The 20,838-nt window shown below is 31.7% G+C and carries 19 protein-coding genes and 1 riboswitch; of the genes, 4 read left to right on the plus strand and 15 right to left on the minus strand.

Annotated elements, in window-relative coordinates:
• Positions 1-44: 44 nt before the first annotated feature.
• A complete protein-coding gene (locus CCE28_RS10545) occupies positions 45-767 on the minus strand; it encodes an EFR1 family ferrodoxin (protein ID WP_095133674.1) in 723 nt (240 codons plus the stop codon).
• Positions 764-1,723: an SDR family oxidoreductase gene (locus CCE28_RS10550; RefSeq protein WP_207652886.1), complete on the minus strand. Its 960-nt coding sequence runs from the start codon at positions 1,721-1,723 to the stop codon at positions 764-766. Before CCE28_RS10550 ends, CCE28_RS10545 begins: the two co-directional genes overlap by 4 nt.
• Positions 1,724-1,953: 230 nt before the next feature.
• Between CCE28_RS10550 and CCE28_RS10555 the strand changes: the two genes are divergently transcribed.
• Positions 1,954-2,859, plus strand: a complete 906-nt coding sequence (locus CCE28_RS10555; protein WP_095133675.1) for a helix-turn-helix domain-containing protein — start codon at positions 1,954-1,956, stop codon at positions 2,857-2,859.
• A 254-nt stretch (positions 2,860-3,113) separates the two neighbouring features.
• Here CCE28_RS10555 and guaA read toward each other — a convergent pair whose 3' ends face one another.
• On the minus strand, positions 3,114-4,646 hold the full coding sequence (gene guaA, locus CCE28_RS10560) for a glutamine-hydrolyzing GMP synthase (RefSeq protein WP_095133676.1): 1,533 nt from the start codon (positions 4,644-4,646) through the stop codon (positions 3,114-3,116).
• Between the two features lie 11 nt (positions 4,647-4,657).
• Positions 4,658-6,118, minus strand: coding sequence for an IMP dehydrogenase (gene guaB, locus CCE28_RS10565; protein WP_095133677.1), 1,461 nt, complete (start codon positions 6,116-6,118; stop codon positions 4,658-4,660).
• Between the two features lie 110 nt (positions 6,119-6,228).
• Positions 6,229-6,330: riboswitch (purine riboswitch) on the minus strand.
• A gap of 182 nt (positions 6,331-6,512) precedes the next feature.
• On the opposite strand from guaB, the gene CCE28_RS10570 reads away from it, so the two are divergent.
• Positions 6,513-6,710: a hypothetical protein gene (locus CCE28_RS10570; RefSeq protein ID WP_095133678.1), complete on the plus strand. Its 198-nt coding sequence runs from the start codon at positions 6,513-6,515 to the stop codon at positions 6,708-6,710.
• 16 nt (positions 6,711-6,726) lie between these two features.
• On the plus strand, positions 6,727-7,002 hold the full coding sequence (locus CCE28_RS10575; protein WP_095133679.1) for a spore coat protein: 276 nt from the start codon (positions 6,727-6,729) through the stop codon (positions 7,000-7,002).
• 44 nt (positions 7,003-7,046) lie between these two features.
• Here the strand turns inward: CCE28_RS10575 and CCE28_RS10580 are convergent, their stop codons facing one another.
• The 5 genes from CCE28_RS10580 to groES form a co-directional block, all read right to left on the minus strand.
• Positions 7,047-7,976 (minus strand): S66 peptidase family protein, encoded by a 930-nt coding sequence (locus CCE28_RS10580; protein ID WP_095133680.1) that lies wholly within the window; start codon positions 7,974-7,976, stop codon positions 7,047-7,049.
• A 13-nt stretch (positions 7,977-7,989) separates the two neighbouring features.
• A complete protein-coding gene (locus CCE28_RS10585) occupies positions 7,990-8,526 on the minus strand; it encodes a spore maturation protein (protein WP_095133681.1) in 537 nt (178 codons plus the stop codon).
• A gap of 11 nt (positions 8,527-8,537) precedes the next feature.
• Positions 8,538-9,149, minus strand: a complete 612-nt coding sequence (locus CCE28_RS10590) for a nucleoside recognition domain-containing protein (RefSeq protein WP_095133682.1) — start codon at positions 9,147-9,149, stop codon at positions 8,538-8,540.
• A 459-nt stretch (positions 9,150-9,608) separates the two neighbouring features.
• Positions 9,609-11,240 carry a chaperonin GroEL gene (groL, locus tag CCE28_RS10595; protein ID WP_095133683.1) on the minus strand — a complete coding sequence of 544 codons (1,632 nt, stop codon included), beginning with the start codon at positions 11,238-11,240 and terminating at the stop codon, positions 9,609-9,611.
• Between the two features lie 21 nt (positions 11,241-11,261).
• Entirely contained in the window at positions 11,262-11,546 is a 285-nt protein-coding gene (gene groES, locus CCE28_RS10600) for a co-chaperone GroES (protein WP_095133684.1), read from the minus strand.
• A 410-nt stretch (positions 11,547-11,956) separates the two neighbouring features.
• Here groES and CCE28_RS10605 point away from each other — a divergent pair, with 410 nt between their 5' ends.
• Positions 11,957-12,862, plus strand: a complete 906-nt coding sequence (locus CCE28_RS10605) for a patatin-like phospholipase family protein (RefSeq protein ID WP_095133685.1) — start codon at positions 11,957-11,959, stop codon at positions 12,860-12,862.
• A 56-nt stretch (positions 12,863-12,918) separates the two neighbouring features.
• Here the strand turns inward: CCE28_RS10605 and CCE28_RS10610 are convergent, their stop codons facing one another.
• The 6 genes from CCE28_RS10610 to yqeB all read right to left on the minus strand — a co-directional run bounded on the left by CCE28_RS10610 (position 12,919) and on the right by yqeB (position 20,740).
• Entirely contained in the window at positions 12,919-14,229 is a 1,311-nt protein-coding gene (locus CCE28_RS10610) for a YjiH family protein (RefSeq protein WP_095133686.1), read from the minus strand.
• 179 nt (positions 14,230-14,408) lie between these two features.
• Positions 14,409-15,347, minus strand: a complete 939-nt coding sequence (locus CCE28_RS10615) for an AEC family transporter (protein WP_095133687.1) — start codon at positions 15,345-15,347, stop codon at positions 14,409-14,411.
• A gap of 146 nt (positions 15,348-15,493) precedes the next feature.
• Positions 15,494-18,523, minus strand: coding sequence for a BTAD domain-containing putative transcriptional regulator (locus CCE28_RS10620; protein WP_176461770.1), 3,030 nt, complete (start codon positions 18,521-18,523; stop codon positions 15,494-15,496).
• Positions 18,524-18,639: 116 nt separating this feature from the next.
• Positions 18,640-19,236: a molybdenum cofactor cytidylyltransferase gene (gene mocA / locus CCE28_RS10625; RefSeq protein ID WP_095133689.1), complete on the minus strand. Its 597-nt coding sequence runs from the start codon at positions 19,234-19,236 to the stop codon at positions 18,640-18,642.
• Positions 19,233-19,943, minus strand: a complete 711-nt coding sequence (yqeC, locus tag CCE28_RS10630) for a selenium cofactor biosynthesis protein YqeC (protein ID WP_095133690.1) — start codon at positions 19,941-19,943, stop codon at positions 19,233-19,235. The genes mocA and yqeC overlap by 4 nt, the downstream gene beginning before the upstream one ends.
• Before the next feature lie 2 nt (positions 19,944-19,945).
• Positions 19,946-20,740, minus strand: a complete 795-nt coding sequence (gene yqeB / locus CCE28_RS10635; protein ID WP_095133691.1) for a selenium-dependent molybdenum cofactor biosynthesis protein YqeB — start codon at positions 20,738-20,740, stop codon at positions 19,946-19,948.
• Between the last annotated feature and the right edge of the window lie 98 nt (positions 20,741-20,838).

Here is a 20,838-nt window from a genome sequence, read left to right on the forward strand (position 1 = left end):
ATTAAATAAACCAATTGCAGATAAACTTATACATTTTCCGTATTTTACTTATTCAACTCATTTACATCAATGTTCTCATTAATATATTGATTTTTCTTTTGTACTTTTTTCCTAACATATATAGCTTGTTGAGGACATATGTGAATGCATCCAAAGCATTCCGTACAATCATCTTTTACAACTGCTGTATTATTCAATATCTGAATATTGTTATTGGGACAAATCTGTTCACATTTGCCACATCCAATACATTTTTCTTTATCTACTTTTTTCCTAAATAATCTTTTTGTCAACGAATTATATACCAATAATTCAGTCACTTTATGCATTGGATTAAAACTTGAACTATTGTTGTATGTCATATTCATAAATCGATTAACGATAGCATCCTCATCAACAAATACTCTGTTCACTTCACCACCGAAAAGAACTGGAAAAGAATTATCTATCATTGGTGCACTTAAAAACTTTTTAACAATGAGTCCTTTTTTCTCCATAATTCTATTAAAGGTATACTCTGCATTTCCTATGCCACCTCCGGAAGTACATATAGCCATCACATTTTGATTATTATTGATTTTAAAAGTTCCAAGAAACTTTCTTACATGTGGTGGAATATCTTCACAATACAGGGGAAAAACAAATATTATATTCTCATCTCCATTATTAAAAGCTCGCTTTAAAGGAATTACCTGTTCATTAATTTTTTCACCTAGTCTTTTGGCAATACTAAAGCTGTTCCCTGTTCCAGAAAAATAAATAATCATTTTAATCCCACCATTTTCTTACTAACTTTTGTTAATCTCAAAGCACTTTTCATATCATGCGCATTAGGATTAGGAGATTTCATTGGCCAACCACCTCGTCGACATTCTTTATCAGAATACAGTAAACTATTTTGACTAAAATACTCTCCCGAAAATTTAGGTACATCATCATCTAAAAGGCAATGTAAACTTGTTTGAGCTGCATCTTCATTGCTCATAATGGTTAGCAGAGGAGCTACAGGTGTTAAAAGTACGTTTTGAACAAATGCTGTAAAACCCTTACCTGCTAAGTTGGATTTTGCCCAACCTGGATGAACAGAAACAACTGTCGTTTTTTTATTTTTTACTCTTTCAGCTAACTCTTTAGCATACAGTAGATTAGCTAGCTTAGATTCACAATATGCATCAGTCCTATTAAAAACTCTTTTATCATAGTTTAAATCTTCAAAATGAATTTCAGGACGCTTTTTATCACTACCTGCATGACCAATAGAAGATAAAATGACAATCCTTGAGCCTTGCGTTTCGTTAATAATATCTAAAAGACTTTCGGTCAAAAGAAAATGACCTAAATGATTGACAGCAAACATCATCTCAAAACCTTGCTTTGTTCTTTTTGGGACTTTACCGCTAGTAACCATTCCTGCATTATTCACTAATCCATCAATTTTCTTGTGCTTAGATTTAATGTTCTCTGCAAACGCTCTAACTGATTCTAAATCTGATAAATCAAGTTTTTCAAATGATACTGTACCACGTTCTGCAGCAAACGATTTTGCAACTTCTTTTGCGGATTCAATCCTTCTACATGCCATAATTACATGTGCGCCTTGCTTAACCAACTGCCTTGTTGTCTCAAGTCCGACACCCGAGTTTGCACCTGTCACAATATAGTATTTACCTTCTAAGTCCTTTCTAAATAAATTTTCATCACATCTCAATGTTGGAATTATCATATTACTACCTCTTTCCTGTCACAATCATTGATCTAACATTTAATATCTATGTTTATATTAAGGAAAAATCTTCAGTCTTTACATAAACCAATTGCAGACAGGCTTATACATTTTCCTTATTCCTAGAAAATCTGCAAAATATATAACTCATTAAGGAATAAGTATATGGGTTCAAATTTCTACTATGATATAATTTTGTTAAGACATAAGATGAAAGAAAGGAGTCGTCTATGGATAACATTATCAAAATAGATTCAATTACTGACTTGCACGAATATAGTGGTTATGATAAACCTACACATCCTTTGGTAACTATAATAGATGTGAAAAAAATAAAACCTTTACAAGAAATTAAGAATGCAAAGGTTAGACTTGGCTTTTACTGTATTTCAATGAAATCTGATGTAGAAGAAGGCATGAAATATGGTAGACAATTCTATGATTTTAAAGAAGGGAGTTTGATTTTTATTGAACCCAATCAGGTAGCAACTTTTGATATTGCTGCACCTAATAAAGATGCTACTGGCTGGATTCTATGCATACACCCTGAGTTAATAAGAGGTAGTGACTTAGCAATGAAAATGGATAAGTATCATTTCTTTTCATACACTGCTAACGAAGCACTTCATTTGTCTGATCAAGAAAAAATAACTCTTAATAATATTGTAGAAACAATTCAAAATGAAATTTCACAGAATATCGATGCTTATACAAGAAAACTCATTCTAAATAGTATCGAACTTCTACTTAATTTTAGTGAACGTTTTTACAACAGACAGTTTTTAACGCGAACAGCAAGTAATAATGATACGATTACAGAATTTGAGTCAGTAATAAAAGAAAGATTTAATGCCGATAGGTTAGAAACTGAAGGTATACCTTCAGTAAAGGAACTAGCTACTACGCTAGGATATTCACCATATTATTTAAGTGACTTACTCAAGAAAGAAACTGGTAAGAGTACTCAAGACTATATTCACGAATATTTACTGCAGAGAGCTAAAGACTTACTTATAAGTACAAATGATCCTGTAAGCCAAATCGGTTATCAATTAGGATTTGAATATCCGGCCCATTTTTCAAAATTCTTTAAAAATAAAACTGGTATGACACCAAGCAAATATAGAATAAATTAAGAAAATAAAATCCGGTAATCTCACTTAAGAGACTACCGGATTCTTTATCTTTGATTGATTTGGATTTGATTTTTTTGATTAATATCTTTAAGTACTATAAAAAAATATAATTAACTAAAATACTTTAACCGTTCTAATTGCTTAATTACAGCACTATATAATAACTTAAAAAATGTTTATAGTCAAAGGCAGTGACGACCTTATAACCGCCCTCTACACACAAGTAATTGCATAATGTTGTGAAAATTAGTGTATTACTCCCACTCAATAGTTGAAGGTGGCTTAGAAGTTACATCATAAACTATTCTGTTTACATTGTCTACTTCATTTACTATTCTATTGGAAATCTTCTCAATTACTTCATATGGTATTCTAGCCCAGTCACTAGTCATTCCATCTGAAGATGTAACTGCTCTTATACCTACTGTGTGAGCATAAGTTCTTTCGTCACCCATAACTCCTACAGACTTTATGTTAGGTAATACTGTGAAGTATTGCCATATTTTTCTTTGAAGACCAGCTTTTCTAATTTCTTCACGGAATATGTGATCTGATTCTCTAACTATCTTTAATTTATCTTCCCTAACTTCACCTAAAACTCTTATAGCAAGACCTGGCCCTGGGAATGGTTGACGCCATACGACTTCTTCTGGAATCTCTAATTCTTCTCCAACCTTTCTAACCTCATCTTTAAATAATTGTCTTAAAGGTTCTATTAATTCAAACTCCATGTCTTCAGGAAGTCCACCAACGTTATGATGTGACTTTATAACACTAGCCGTATCTGTACCACTTTCAATAACGTCTGGATATACAGTTCCTTGTACTAAGTAATCTATATGTCCAAGCTTTTTAGATTCTTCTTCAAATAATCTTATAAACTCTTCACCTATGATTTTTCTCTTCATTTCAGGATCTGACACACCTGCTAATTTACCTAAGAATCTCTCTTGAGCATTAACTCTTATAAGGTTCATATTAAATTTATTTTTAAATAATTCTTCTACTTGGTCACCCTCATTCTTTCTAAGTAAACCATGATCTACGAAAATACAAGTTAAATTATCTCCTATAGCTCTATGAACAAGTACTGCTGCAACAGATGAATCTACTCCACCTGATAGAGCGCATAATACTTTTTTATCTCCTACTAATTCTTTAACTTCTTTAATAGCATTTTCAGTGAAGTTATGCATATTCCATTCTCCAGTTAATCCACAAACTTCGTATAAGAAGTTTCTTAACATTTCAAAACCATATTCACTGTGTTCAACTTCTGGATGGAATTGAACTCCATAAAGACTTTTTTCTGTATGCTTCATAGCAGCAACAGGACAAGCCTCTGTAGTAGCTATTATTTCAAAACCTTCTGGAATAGATTCTATATAGTCAGTATGACTCATCCAGCATTTAGAACTGTCTATTATATCTTTAAATATATCTTCTGTGTGGTTTAATTTAAGTTCTACTCTTCCATATTCACGAGTTTCTGCTTTAGTTACTTTACCACCTAGTGTATGAGCCATTAATTGAGCTCCATAACAAATACCTAAGATTGGAATATTCATATGGAATACTTCTTCTGCAATCTTTGGAGAATCTTCTAAGTAGGCACTATTTGGTCCCCCTGTGAATATGATTCCCTTAGGTTTTCTTTCCTTTATAACTTCCATAGCTTTAGTATATGGAATTACTTCACAATATACATTGGCTTCTCTTACTCTTCTTGCTATTAACTCTTTATATTGACCACCAAAGTCTACTATTAATACTAATTGATTATCCATAATGTGCCTCCTTAAGATCTTGAACTATAGTTTGGAGATTCTTTAGTTATACTAATATCATGAGGATGACTCTCCACTAATCCTGCTGATGTGATTTTTATAAACTTACCATTTACTTTTAAGTCTTCTACAGTTGGAGTTCCACAATAGCCCATACCAGCTCTTAGACCTCCAACTAGTTGATATACTATATCATGTAATTTTCCTCTATATGGAACCATTCCTTCTACACCTTCTGGAACAAACTTTTTAGATTCGGTTTGGAAGTATCTATCTTTACTACCTGATTCCATGGCTCCAGTAGATCCCATACCTCTATATGTTTTAAAACTTCTTCCTTTATATATAACAGTTTCTCCTGGACTTTCTTCCGTTCCAGCAAATAGTGAACCCATCATACAAACATCAGCTCCTGCAGCTATGGCCTTTACCACATCTCCAGAATACTTTATTCCTCCATCTGCTATAACTGGAATTCCATATTCCTTAGCTACTTTAGCACAATCGTATACAGCAGTAATTTGTGGTACTCCAATTCCTGCAACTACCCTAGTAGTACAAATAGATCCAGGTCCTATACCTATCTTTAAGCAATCAGCTCCTGCTTCTATTAACTCGCGAGCAGCTTCTGCTGTAGCAATGTTTCCTGCTATGATCTGTACTTCATCAAATGTACTCTTTAGTTTTTTAACAGCTTCAATTACACCTTTAGAGTGACCGTGAGCCGTATCTAGTACTATTACATCTGCGCCTGCCTTAACAAGAGCTGCTGCACGATCTATCATATCTCCTGTAATTCCTATTGCTGCTCCAACTAATAATCTTCCTCTTTCATCCTTAGCTGAGTTTGGATATTCAATGGCCTTTTTAATGTCTTTAATAGTTATAAGTCCCTTTAGATATCCTTCTTCATCTACTATAGGTAATTTTTCTATCTTATGCATTTTAAGGATATTTTCAGCTTCATCCATAGATATGCCTTCCTTAGCCGTAACTAAATTTTCTTTAGTCATAATTTCATCTATTCTTTTATTTTCGTCACCTTCAAATCTTATATCTCTATTAGTTAAAATTCCAACTAATTTTTTATTTTCATCAACTATAGGTACACCAGAAATTCTGTATCTTGCCATAAGTTCTAATGCATCCCTTATAAAATCTTGTGGGCGTAAATAAAATGGATCTACTATTACTCCATGTTCACTACGTTTTACCTTGTCCACTTCAAGGGCTTGTTCTTCTATAGACATATTTTTGTGTATAATACCTATTCCTCCAGCTCTAGCCATGGCAATAGCTAATCTAGCTTCCGTAACCGTATCCATACCAGCACTCATTATAGGAATATTTAAATGTATCTTTTGAGTTAACTTTGTCTTAGTACTTACGTCCTTTGGTAATACTTCTGATTTTTGTGGTACTAGTAATACATCGTCAAAGGTTATTCCTTCTTTTACAAATTTTTCATCCATAATCTATCCCTCTCCTTATAATCTGTGCATTAAATTATTCATATACAATAAAAAAAATCCATGAATTTCAGAGTGAAATTACATGGATTTATAAATAACGTACTATAATATACATTAGTAATCTCACTCATAGTTAGGTCATTTACGGAGACCATGTAGAAACGTTTAGACCTTATCTCTAAACATATACGAGCAAACTAAATATTTGGTTGTTGTTATATACAGTACCAAACATCCAGTGCTCTGTCAACAAATTTTTCTGTTTTATTTAGTTTTTTCATTTTTTACTTAATATATATATTTTTTTCTATTTTTATTAAAATTTTTCATGATTATAAATAAATCTACAAGAAATAATAATATAAAAGTAAATATGTAGAGAGGAGCGTGGCCATTGACTAAAAATATAGACACCCATTCGTTAGAAATCCTAGAAGAACACATGGATAAAGAGTACATAATCTATAAAAAGTTTACTCAATATGCCAACTTATGTACTGACACCCAATTTAAAAATTTATGTGCCCAAAATGCAAATACTCATAAGGAAAATTTCAAAGCTTTATTAAACTATTTAAATGGACTAAACTAGTTAAGGAGCGATTCCTATGAAATTTCATCCCTACCTTTCCGAAAAAGAACTTTTAAAAGATCTTTTAATGTCTGAAAATCAATTATCTCTATCTTATACTAATAGTATGACTAAATCTCCATCAATTAATTTACGACAACTTCTATATGAATGTGAAAAGAATGTATTACAAAACCAAGAAAATATTGTTAATGCCATGAACAAACGAGGTTGGAACTTAAGTGACCAAGCAGATTATCATTATGTTTTAAATGTACAGGACAAATATAATAGCCTTCTAAAAGATATGTAATAATCAAAATATGGCAAGAGCTAATATTAGCTCTTGCCATATTTTTAAGTAGTAACCTTTTCATTTATGAATATTTTTTTCCTTGTAGCATCTATTATACTCTCTGCTCCTAGGGGTAGAGTAATCATTGGCATGCAATGGCCTACTCTTACATTACCTAATATTGGTTTTTCTAGGGGTATTAGTAAGTCATTAAATACTTCTTCTAATTCTAAACTATTCTTAGGATCACTGGCATTACAATCTTTAAAGTCCCCTAAAATTATTCCTAGGCAATCCTCTAATTTACCAGCTAAATGTAATTGATTAAGCATCCTGTCTACTCTATATGGTTCTTCTCCTATATCTTCTAAAAATAGAATTTTATTTTTAGTATCTATTTCATAAGGTGTTCCTAGGGTTGAACAAATGATGGCCATATTACCACCAGTTATTTTACCCATACACCGACCTCCTGATAGGGTTTCTAGTTTTTCTTTTAATGGATTTTTTATTTCTCCATAAAAATCATTGTCCCCTATCATGTCTACAAACGAATTATATGTAAAATCATCTAATTTTGTAGTCATATTAGATGCGGCCATAGGACCATGGAAAGTAATTAAATTTGCCCTTTGGTTTATGGCTATATGTAGTGCAGTTATATCGCTATATCCTACAAATACCTTTGGATTTTTACTTATACTATTATAATCTATCATTTCAAGTATTCTAACTGAGCCATATCCGCCTCTTAAACATATGATTCCATCTATATATTCATCTGCAAACATGTTATTTAAGTCATAGGCCCTTACCCTATCCTTACCAGATAAATATCCATATTTTTCATAGCAACTTTTTCCCATCTTTACTTGAAAGCCCATGCTCTCTAATATTTTCTTGCTCCCTATTACCTTTTCTTCTTCTACAGGACTTGCTGGTGCTACTATGCCTATGACACTACCAGGTTTCAAACCTTTAGGTTTAATCATTATAGGTTCCTCCTTATGCAAACATGATTCTAGCCACTATGACAGCAGTGATAATTCCCACTGTATCTGCAATTAATCCTGCTAGTACAGCATGACGAGTCTTTTTAATTGCCACAGACCCAAAATATACGGCTAATACATAAAAGGTTGTTTCAGTGGAGCCATTCATAATAGATGCAGTTCTTCCTATTAGGGAGTCAGGACCATAGGTTGTAAATAAGTCATTCATAATACCAGATGCTCCACCTCCAGATAGGGGTTTCATTAGGGCCATTGGTAACACTTCTGATGGCATACCTATTAAGTTTGTAATAGGTCTTAAAATTCCATTTAATATATCCATTGCTCCCGATTTTCTAAATATTCCAATGGCAACCAGCATGGCTACTAGATATGGAATTATTCTAACTGCCGTATAAAATCCTTCCTTAGCTCCCTCTGTGAAAGCCTCATATACCTTTACTTTCTTTATATATCCATATAGTGGTATTAACAATAATATAAGTGGTATTGCATATGTTGAAATTGCCCCCATAATATTTTGAAACATAATATCCCCCCCTAAGATTCCATTTCTTTTTCTGGTTTTATTTGAAATATTGGTAATTTCTGCAATAACTTTACTGCTATTACAGCTGCTATTGTAGAAGCTGTTGTAGCGATTATGGTAGGTCCTATTATTTCTGCTGGATTAGCAGAATTGGCAGCTGCTCTGTAAGCAATCACACTAGATGTTACTAATGTAACAGAAGATGTATTTATTGCTAAGAAAGTACACATGGCGTTAGAAGCCGTATCCTTATGAGGATTAATTTCTTGCAATTCCTTCATAGCCTTAAGACCAAGTGGAGTGGCTGCATTTCCAAGACCAAATATATTGGCAGCCATATTCATAACCATGGCTCCCATGGCAGGATGTTCCTCAGGAACTTCTGGGAACAATCTTATCATGATTGGTTTTAGTGCTTTTCCTAATAATTTCACTAATCCTGCATTTTCTGCAATTCTCATAATTCCAAGCCATAGGGTCATAACTCCAATAAGACCTAAAGATAATTCTACTGCCACTTCTGCATAATCAATAGCCGCATCAGTTACAACTTGTGCATTACCATTAAACATGGCAACTACTATTCCTACTACTAAAAATAAAAGCCAAATAACATTAATCAATTTTCCTTCCCCCTTTTTTATATAGTTGTCCCATACTATATTCATATTAGAGTTAGGTTCAAAAAATCTCTTTTTGAAAAAAAAATAAAGCTGAATTTTAAAATTCAGCTTTTAAAAGATATATAACCCATGTTCAAACCAGCTTACTGTGAACTTACTTCGATCATATAAATAAAAAATATTTTATAAGGTAAGTCATTATCAGACTATAGAGTGTGAATATTATACTCACAATAGAAGTTTCATAATTGTTTGCAGCATAGGATGTTCTGATATTCCACCTTATAAAAATTTTTCATTCATATTCCCTCGTAAGTTGCTATAGTCTAGGTTCCTATAAAATAAATTAAATTTTAAATTAGATATATATTTTCCTGAAATAGGCCCACCTAACTCTGTATTTCATTTAACAAATCCATATACAACAAAGAGCAGGCTAATTAGCCTGCTCTTAATTTATTACATCATTCCTGGCATTCCGCCGCCCATTGGTGGCATTGCTGGAACTTCATTTTCTTCTTTAATATCTACTACTGCAGCTTCTGTAGTAAGTAACATAGCAGAAACAGATGCAGCATTTTGTAGAGCACTACGAGTTACCTTAGTAGGATCTACTATACCTGCTTCAATCATATTTACATATACTTGCTTGTAAGCGTCGAATCCTACACCCTTCTCTCCATTAATAACCTTCTCTACGATTACAGATCCTTCAAGACCTGCATTAGCAGCTATTTGTCTTACTGGTTCTTCAAGGGCACGTCTTATTATCTTAGCACCAGTTTTTTCGTCTCCTTCTAGAGATACTACTAAACTTTCTACAACTTCAATTGTGTTAAGAAGTGCAACTCCACCACCAGATACAATACCTTCTTCAACAGCAGCTCTAGTAGCATTTAGGGCATCTTCTATTCTTAACTTTCTCTCTTTTAGCTCTGTTTCTGTAGCAGCACCAACTTCGATTACTGCAACTCCACCAGATAACTTAGCTAATCTTTCTTGTAATTTTTCTCTATCAAAGTCAGAAGTAGTCTCTTCAATTTGAGACTTGATTTGTCTTACTCTATCTTCAATAGCAGAAGAATCTCCTGCACCATCTACAATTGTAGTGTTATCTTTGTCAATCTTTACAGAGTTTGCACGACCTAGCATATCTAATGTGGCAGTTTTTAAGTCTAATCCTAATTCTTCAGAAATTACTGTTCCACCAGTTAAGATAGCTATGTCTTGTAACATTGCCTTTCTTCTATCTCCAAATCCAGGAGCCTTTACTGCAACACATTCAAATGTTCCTCTTAACTTGTTGACTACTAATGTAGCTAATGCTTCTCCCTCAATGTCTTCAGAGATGATTAATAATTTTTTACCTTGTTGTACTATTTGCTCAAGTACTGGTAATATTTCTTGGATATTAGTAATCTTCTTATCTGTAATTAAGATGTATGGATCAGATAATGCTGCTTCCATCTTTTCAGCATCTGTAACCATGTAAGGAGATACATATCCTCTATCAAATTGCATACCTTCTACCACATCTAAAGTAGTTCCCATAGATTTAGATTCTTCTACAGTAATAACTCCGTCTTTTCCTACTTTTTCCATAGCCTCAGCAATTAAAGCTCCGATAGTTTCATCAGCAGCAGAAATTGAAGCAACTTGTGCAATAGCTTCTTTTCCTTCAACAGTCTTAGAAATATTTTTTATTTCTTCTACAGCTGCGTCTACTGCCTTTTGAATACCCTTTTTAAGTATCATAGGGTTAGCTCCTGCTGCAACATTTTTCATACCTTCTCTAATAATAGCTTGAGCAAGTAAAGTTGCTGTAGTAGTACCGTCTCCAGCCACATCATTAGTTTTAGTTGCAACTTCTTTAACTAATTGAGCTCCCATGTTTTCATAAGCATCTTCTAGCTCTATTTCTCTTGCAATTGTAACTCCATCGTTAGTAATAAGTGGAGATCCAAATTTTTTATCTAAAATAACATTTCTTCCTCTCGGTCCTAATGTTACTTTTACTGTATCTGCTAATTTATTAACCCCTGTTTCTAGTTTACGACGAGCGTCTTCTCTAAATTTAATATCCTTAGCCATAAGATTTCCCTCCTAAATTTATTATTCAACAATAGCTAAAATGTCATTTTGCTTTAATATTGTATATTCAATTCCGTCATACTTAACTTCTGTTCCAGCATATTTTGCAAAGATCACTTTATTTCCTACTTCAACTTCCATCTTTACTTCTTTTCCTTCTACGAGTCCTCCTGGTCCTACAGCTACAACCTCAGCCATTTGTGGTTGTTCTTTAGCTTGAGTAGGTAGCACTATTCCACTTTTAGTTTTTTCTTGTGCCTCTAACTTCTTTATTACGACTCTGTCTCCTAATGGTCTTATGTTCATAAGAAAACCTCCTTATATATATGTAATTAAATTTTTTATATCCCATTTTATTAGCACTCATCATCAGTGAGTGCTAATCATAGTAATAATGTAATATATAAATATATATTATGCAATATGGATTTTCAGTGTTTTTTTAGTAATTTTCCACTTTTTATAGTTATTATATATTTTTTCCTCCTCTATTCTAAATAATTCTACATCTCTGAGCTTTTACCTCTATTTTTCTTCTACTAGAAATCTTTTGTCACAAAATTCAAATTTTAGTACAACTAACAATATACAAGTTCTTTTAAATTTAAACTTATTTCCTTATATATTATGAGTATTTTGTAACTTTATAAGTATAAAATGAATATTATGTACTATGGTTTTTATGGCCATATTTATCATATTCAGGAGGGTTTATTATGGTTTCTAAAAAAAATAAAAAATTTAAAATTTTATCCTTAGACTCTGGCGGAGTAAGGGGTATATTAGAAAACACTTTACTACTGAGATTAAACCAAAAATACCCTACGTTTATCCAAGATATGGACATGATAGTGGGTACATCAATTGGAAATATCATAAGCCTTTCATTAGCTTATGGATTAACTCCTGAAAAAATACAAGATATCTTTAAAAGCCATGGGAAAACTATCTTTTCTTGTAAAAGTATGAACCCCTTTAAACCTGTCTTTTCTAATAAGAATTTTATAGACTTAATAAATGATACATTTCCAGAAGATTTACAATTAATGGACTTACATAAGATCGTAGCCACTACTACGGTTCAAGTGAGTGGATCTATAGAGAGTATACAGCCTCTAATCTATAGCAACGCCCCTTTATCTCCAAATAAACATACATTAGTAAGGGATGTGGCTTTATCAGGGGGAACAGTTCCTGCTTTCTTCCCCATATGTAATAATCAAATAGATGGAGCAGTTGTGGCTGGTAATCCATCTTTAGTAGGTATATCCATCGCCGTTGGCCAATTGAATATTCCACTAACTAATATATCTATGCTATCCCTAGGTACAGGATTTAATCCTACCATATTACCTGATGATGCCCAAGATTGGGGCCCAACCCAATGGATTATAAATAGACAAATGCCCCTTCCATTATTAGATGTATTCTCTCTAGGACAAAGTTCCCTAGAAAGTAGATTATCTTCTATGCTATTAAAATCTCGATATCATCGATTAGACATTCCACTAGATAGGAATGTATCCTTTAATGATTATAAAAGTATAGACTATCTTATAGACGAGGCTAACAAATATGATTTATCTCATACTTTTCGTTGGATAAATAGAATGTGGTATTAATAAAAGAATTTGAACAATTCAATGGGGATGGATATTAATATCCATCCCCATTATTATTAAAGTAATATAAAAACTATAGGTGTTACTAATATCAGGGTCAATATGGTTCTTTCAATCCAAATTAGTACTATCTCCTTTAAATTAATGGGAATATCCGTTGATAGTACACATGGTATGGATGCAGAGAAAAATAGTACCTGTGATACACAAACTACTCCTATAACAAATTTAGTAATTAGGGGAGCCGATTTAACTAATAAGGCTGGTAAGAACATTTCTGCAATTCCAACAGCGGATGCCTTGGCAGCTAACATGGGCTCTGGTATTTGAAGTAATTTAGTAAATGGAAAGAATATATATCCCATATAATCAAACAGAGGAGTATATTTGGCTAACACTAATCCAAATAGTCCAATTGACATGATAGATGGTAATATTCCCATGGCCATTTTAATTCCATCTAACAAGTTCTCTTTAATGTTTATGCCTATATCTTTAGATTTATTAGCTGCCTTTACTCCCTCTTTCCATGCATTTATAAATATATTACCTTCCCTATTAAATATTTCTTTATCCTTATCCTCATAGTATTTTTCACTTTTTTTACTAAGTGGAAATACTCTTACCGTTATGGCTGTTACTAAAAAAGTCACTATTAAAGTAATCCAGAAATAGGTATTCCACATTTCCATAAGGCCTAATGTTTTAGCTACAATAATCATGAAGGTGGCTGATACTGTGGAAAATCCCGTTGCTATAATAGAAGCTTCCTTTATAGTATATTTTCCCTCTTTAAATACCTTATTAGTAATAAGGAGTCCTATTGAATAACTTCCCACAAAGGATGCCACCGCATCTATGGCAGATCTTCCTGGTGTTTTAAATATGGGCTTCATGATAGGTTCCATTAAAACTCCTATAAACTCAAGGAGGCCATATCCTACTAAAAAACTTAAAAATATGGATCCAATTGGCACTATAAGACCTACTGGAACTACTAATTTTGAAAATAAAAAGGGCCCCATGTCCTTTTCAAATAGCCATCCTGGTCCTGCTATATAGTACACCATAAATGCAACTACTAGACCAACTAATTTGAAAATAGAAAATACGGCCGTTACTTTGTCCTTATTCCAAGTTTTGTTCTTAAATGGTAATATACTTCCTACTATGATTATTATCAGTGCGTATAGTTTAGCTATGAAAGGTATAGATTTTTTTATACCTGTTACAATATGGTCTAGGGGTATAGTTGTTTTTGCTCCTATAGTAATGGGAATGAAAAACATAAATATTCCAATGGCACTAAAAATTAAGAACTTTAAAACCCCACTAGTCCTACTTTCATTTGCACTCTTTACATTCATATCCAATCCCCCTTTAATAAATATTTATTAGGTTCAGTTATGGAATGTTAGCACTATAATTTCATAAACCCTTTAAAAATTAATATTCTATTTTAACTTCATATAATATTAATAACTGTTCCTTATTTATATTATATGATATTCCTAGAATTTTGTAGAACTCTCCAGCAATTATTTTATTAAACTTTTAATAGTATGAATCCAATATATAGTACTATACTAAGAACAGTACTCAACACTACCGTATTATTTGCTATATTCTTATCCTCTTCATTAGAATATTCTCCTACAAATAGGGGTAGTGCAAAGGGTGGTGGTAATATTAAGAATGTGAAATAAGCATAATTAAACAATTCATTTTCATCGATTATCCTATCTATGACCATGTACTTAACCATATATCCTACTAGTAATATGACACCCATTCTTATTGCCGTAAGCTTTATGCTATCTTTCATATATTTTTTCTTTAATTCTAAACCATATCCTATAATAATTAAGATAAGAGGTGTGGCTAAACTTCCTAAATACATAATAGTCTTATATAGACCCTTCAATAGACTAATTTCTTCAAATATATGATAAAAACCCCATAAATTAATAAATATACCTAGTACAATGCTTATTATGATAGGAGATTTACAAAAGTCCCTTATTACCCCCATAGAAAATTTTTCTTTTTTAAATTTCATCCTCAATATATTAAAGAAAATGAACCACATGAACATTTCATGGCCAATGCCTAATATGGTAATATTATGTAGGTTTTCATATCCAAATACGGTCTCGTATAAGGGTATTCCTAAGAGGCCAAAACAGAATCCCGTAGTGACAAAGGGGTTAAGTTTATTACTTAAAAAATTTATTTTATTTATTAGGATTCCACAAAGGTATAGTATATATAAAAATCCTATTATTACTATGGTCAATAAAAAATACTCTTTTTTAAGCTCCATTCTTACAAAGGTCATGAATAGCACACTAGGAAGGGCCATATTTATAACTATCTTCTTTATGCCATCTACACTTTCCCTTTTTATCATATTTTTTTCCTTCATAAAAAATCCTAGAATCAACAATAAAATTATGGGCATAAGTTTTGAAAAAATTTCGTTCATATAATCTGCTTCCTTTCTAATTCTTACTCATTCTTTTTTAATTGATTTTACCATAATTTATGTGCATTTAATTAAAATGCTCCTATATAAAGTTTAAAGTTTATAAAACAAAAGACCATAGTCATCTATGGTCTTAACTTATAATTTTATTGAAAATCATCTCCACTATTTTTCATAAATACTTTTAATATATTAATTTCATAAGGAGTACTCAACTTCTCTAAATGACTTATTCCCTCTTTACAATATTCTACTAAATCCTTCTTTATGGCTTTTTTAAATATGTCGTTTAACTCCTTATTGGTATTCATCTTCATTTTTATTTCGGCACAAACACGGTTGTAGATTCCCATCTCATAGGGACTTTTCAGTTTTTTAGCATATTTTTTCCCCTCTAAGAATAACTTTAATGCCTTTTTATATCTACCATCTATTACATATAACAAGCTCATATAACAACTAGCTATGGATCTTCCCCATATTATACTTAATCTTTCATAGTGCCTTATGGCCTCTTTTAAATATTCCTTAGCCCTATGATAGTCTCCCATATCTAAGGCTGCCTGTCCTGCATTAGTATTAAATAGGGCAAAACTTCTACTTATATTCTCTTCATTGCAAATGGCTATAGATACGTCATAATAATATAGAGCAGAAGTAAATTTCATATTTTGTCTTCTTATTTCACCTAGATAATTATAGCACGCTGCTCTATTTAGAATATATTTTTCTTTGTATCCATCATTTTTTTCAAATATCTGCAGAGATTGTTTTAATTTTTCTTCTGCTTCATCATATTTGCCAACCATCATTCTTTCAACGCCTCTTAACCTTAATAATATGGCTAAATCCTTTTGATAAGAACATTTCTTTGCTATATCCATGGCCAATTTAATATATTTATCCATCCATTTACAATCATTTGTCTTAATTCCATAATAGATCATCTGTAAATAGGCTTTTATAGCATAGTCTGGATTTTCATTTTCCGTTGCCAAATATATGATTTTCTCTATAGCCTTTATTCCCTTTTCATATTGGCCTTCCCTTATTAAGTCCCTACCTAACATATGGAGGAACCTCATGTTTATCTCCTTTACTTCCTTTAAATGATATTTCTCTTCATTTAATGCTCTTATTTCTTCTTCCAATTCATCTAGAGCTTCCTTTTCTTCCTTATCTGTTAAATAAGTTACATATTCATTCTCTATATTTCCATCCTTCAATACGGGAAATAGCTCGTGACTAAAATTCATATATACATCTAAATTTAATGCCTTATATTTTAAATATTTTATCTTATTATCAGCATTTTTAAAATGATATATTAACTTTGGATATAGGAACCTATCTCGCTTATCCTTATGAAGGTCCTTCTCCCAAATATGACCTATTTCATTGTGGAAGAACTTTCTTCTCATATTAGACATGGAGTTATATACATGCTCCCTTAACTTTTGATGGGTAAAAGCAAACTCTATATGACTATTTTTTATTACTTCTTTTATTATTCCCCTTGTCTGTAGTTCTTCTAATATATCTATTATTTGTATAGTCTCCTTTTGACCTATTGACCTTAACATTTCAATATTCACATTATCAAAGGATACACTAATAATATTTAATATATCTAAAGCGTCCTTAGATATATCTAAAAATCTATTTTTTAATATGTCTTGAGCCTTTGATGACATATAATCTACATTATTATTTTGTTTTATACTATTTATTACTTCTGTTAAGAAGAAGGGACTGCCAGAAGTACTATGATAAACCTTATCATAAATAGTATCATTCCACTCATAATCCCTATATGCCTCCTGTAAAAATTCACTAGTCTCCATTTTATTAAAATTTTTCAATTGTATCTTTTCTATTTTTTCATGGTTAACACTAAGATTTATTAATCTTTCTAGTTTTTCATATCCACTTCTACTAGTGGCCACTATATAAATATTATTTTTAGCATTTAGCATTATATTCTCAAGTAAAGTAAGACTCTTTGTATCCATCCATTGTATATCTTCAAATACTAATACTAAGGGCTCATACAAGGATACCTTTTTTATTATGGATACCATAGTATCTTCTATTACTTGCCATTTTAATGTATCTATCTTTTCTATCATATGATAATTCGAATCTAGCTCCATAAAATCAGGAAATATGCTTCCAATTATATTATTCCAAAGGGTTGGGATACTTATATTAGTAGCCTTTATTATCTCTAATAGTTTTACAAATACATTGTTCCAAGGCTTTAATATATAACTTTCCTCTGCTTGATAACAATTGGTAACTATTACGTTTTTATTATCTATGAAATTACCTACAAAATATTCCCTAAGTTTAGTCTTCCCAATACCAGCTTCTCCATATAGTAAAACTCCTCTGAGCTCTTTAGTCTTTTTAAATAATTTGTAGTTTTCCGTCAAAATTTCCACTTCTTTTTTTCTACCATAAAAGAAGTCTTCTTTCCTTTTGCTCATTTCCTTTAAGCTTTTATTTAAAAGTATTTCATCATATATTTTCTTTGTGTCTTCTTCTGGTTCAACGCCTAGTTCTTCATTTAATATGTTTCTCAATTTTTCATATATTTCTTCTGCCTTGTAGAATTTCCCCTGGTCACCATAGGCCAACATTATCTTTCTATAGGCCTCTTCTTCGTATTCATCTACCCTTATTAACTTCTTTAAATAGGGTATGTTATCTTCACCATCTATCTTTTCTTTTAACCTAGATATATACATACCATTTAAATATTCTCTATAATTTATCATCCAGGCTTCAAATTCTTCCCCGTCTTTCACATTGAAACCCTTTAAAAATTCTTCATAATAAAATTCTTTCAAATCTATTTTTTGTTCCATAAAATCACTTAAATCTATTTGTACATCCATATCAGGGTTTATCATGACTATGGATTTCCTAGGAGATATTATGATATCCGTATCAAAACTCTTTCTAATTTTATACATGGCTTGTCTTAAATTTTTCTTTGCCGTTTTGTCATCAGACCCACCCCATAACAAATTCACAAGAGTATCCCTCGTGGCTTGTTTATTCACAATTAAATAATAAAAGAGTGCTCCTGCCTTTTTAAAGGGAAATGTAATATTCTCTTCATTTTTAGTTACTTTAGGATTTCCAAATACTTTAACTTTTATTTTATCCATCTTGTCCCCCATTAAAAATATCCTCATAATGTATAACTTAAAAAACAATATTAAAAATAATGTATAACACATATATTATACATTATTTTCAATATTTTTAGAAAAGTGTTCTACGATTATATAGATTTATTTTCTTCTATTAACATCTTAACTCTCTCATAATCGCCTTTAGAATCCACATCTAAATTAAACTTACAATCATATATATGCACATATTCTATCTCATTAGGATTCTCCATTATAAGCTTTCTTGGCCCATGATCTCCAGAAATATCCATTATATTATTTTTCCACTTCCTATGAAATAATACTGGATTGCCTCTTTTGCCATTGTACAATGGCACTATTATGGTCTTTTTCGTGTTTTTAAATGTATTTATTATTTTATTCATTATTTCTTCATGAATCAGTGGCATGTCCCCTAAGACAAACAATATTCCCTGGCTATTAGGTGATACTTCCCCTAATCCTTTTTTTACAGAAGTGCTCTGTCCCTTTTCATATTCACTATTGTATATGGTTTTAATCCCTTTATTTTTCCCAATTTCACCTATTGTTCTATCCTTATAAACTAATATTATTTCATCACTATTGCTTTTTAGACTATTGTCTATTACTTCTTCTATTATGGTATGTTCCTTAAAGGGTAATAGAAGCTTATTTTTCCCCATTCTAGTAGATTTTCCTGATGCAAGTATGACAGTACTTATCATCCCATCAACTCCTTGTATACTTGTCCCTCTTTAGCACTTCCATAGATGACCTTATCTATTATGTTTAATTCATTTATACGTTCACCTAATTCTATCATTTTTTCACTTGGATATTCTTCACATTTATTTATAAAAAAATAAGTTTTCATATTAGACGGAATTCTTCCAATTATACCATTAGTGCTTGTAAGTATTTCATATATTTTGTCTATGGTAAGTATTTCATCTTCTTTAATATTAAGTTCCTTATTTAAAAGATTATGTCTATGGACATTTTCCTCACTAAATTTCTTTCCTATAATATCTGACCCTAGAATAATTATTAATTTGTTTGAACTAGCTGGGATTATAGGTTCATTTTCCCTATACAGTTTTAGTGATCTTCCCTTTGACCCATCTCCTTCAACTAGGATTAAATCATAAGTATTTTTATCATGTACTGTGTCTAAATAGTATTTATCTACCCCTACTACTTTTCCCTCTTTATTAATATGATTCCCAACACAAAGGGGTCCTTTGTCATAATTAAATTCATTAATTCCTACAAACTTGTAAGGTGGTACGTATATCTTAGTAGTAGTACTAACAAGTATATTTCTGTAAAAACAGTTATCTACCAGATTTAAAAGGGTAGTAGTCTTTCCACCACCACCCACAATGGTGATCAATTCACCCCTTTTAATAGATAAACTATCAATTAATCTCATAATTATCCGTCCTTCATTAAAGTTAATATGGCCTCTAACACTCCACCAGCTATATTCCTTCCCTTATCACTTATAGTATAACAATAGGAAATTTCTCCCCTAGGATCAATATCTCCTACCTTTTCTCTTTCTTTTACCTCTGTACCACTTTTTATTAATCCCCTTAATACGCCATCTATTTGAGCCCTTACTTCTTCTCCCTTAACTGTTCCTATAATTTGTCCCTTTTTAACTAAATCACCTATGTGACTATTTGTTATTATCTTGCCCTTATATGGTGCCCTTAAAAGACGTTCCTTGCCATATCCACCTATAGGTCCTGGTATTCCCGTATCCCCTTTAGGTTTTCCTTCATATATAATTCTACCTAAATCATGGCCTCTCATAGTTTCAACCACAGCATGAACATCTACTGATGCCTCAAATCCAGGACCTATTCCTATAACTATAGGAGCATCTTCTATACTTGTACCTATATTTCTCTTTGCCATTATGGCATCTATTACTATATGTGGCTTTAATTCCTTTATAATAGTTCCATCTGGGTCAACTACTACAGGAATTTTATTATTATTTAATAGGTCATCAATATCTTCTTTATTTCCTTGAATACTCTCCACACCTTCTACTACCATATTTCCTTCATATATGCAATTTGCAAAGGATACTGTTCTTCTTACTACTTTAGGTGTGGCTATTTCAGTCATGACCACCTTAAATCCCACATTAAAAAGCTTATGGCCTATAGCTGTAGCCAAATCTCCAGCACCTCTTATAACTACTAACTTGTTAAACATATTATTCACCTCCACCTGTCATCTAGAAATTACATTCTAGCCGTATTTCGTACATTCTAATGGTTAAGAGTTCAGGGTTTAGGGTTTAGGGTTTTTGA

It is taken from the genome of Anaeromicrobium sediminis (genome assembly GCF_002270055.1).
GTDB lineage: Bacteria > Bacillota > Clostridia > Peptostreptococcales > Thermotaleaceae > Anaeromicrobium > Anaeromicrobium sediminis.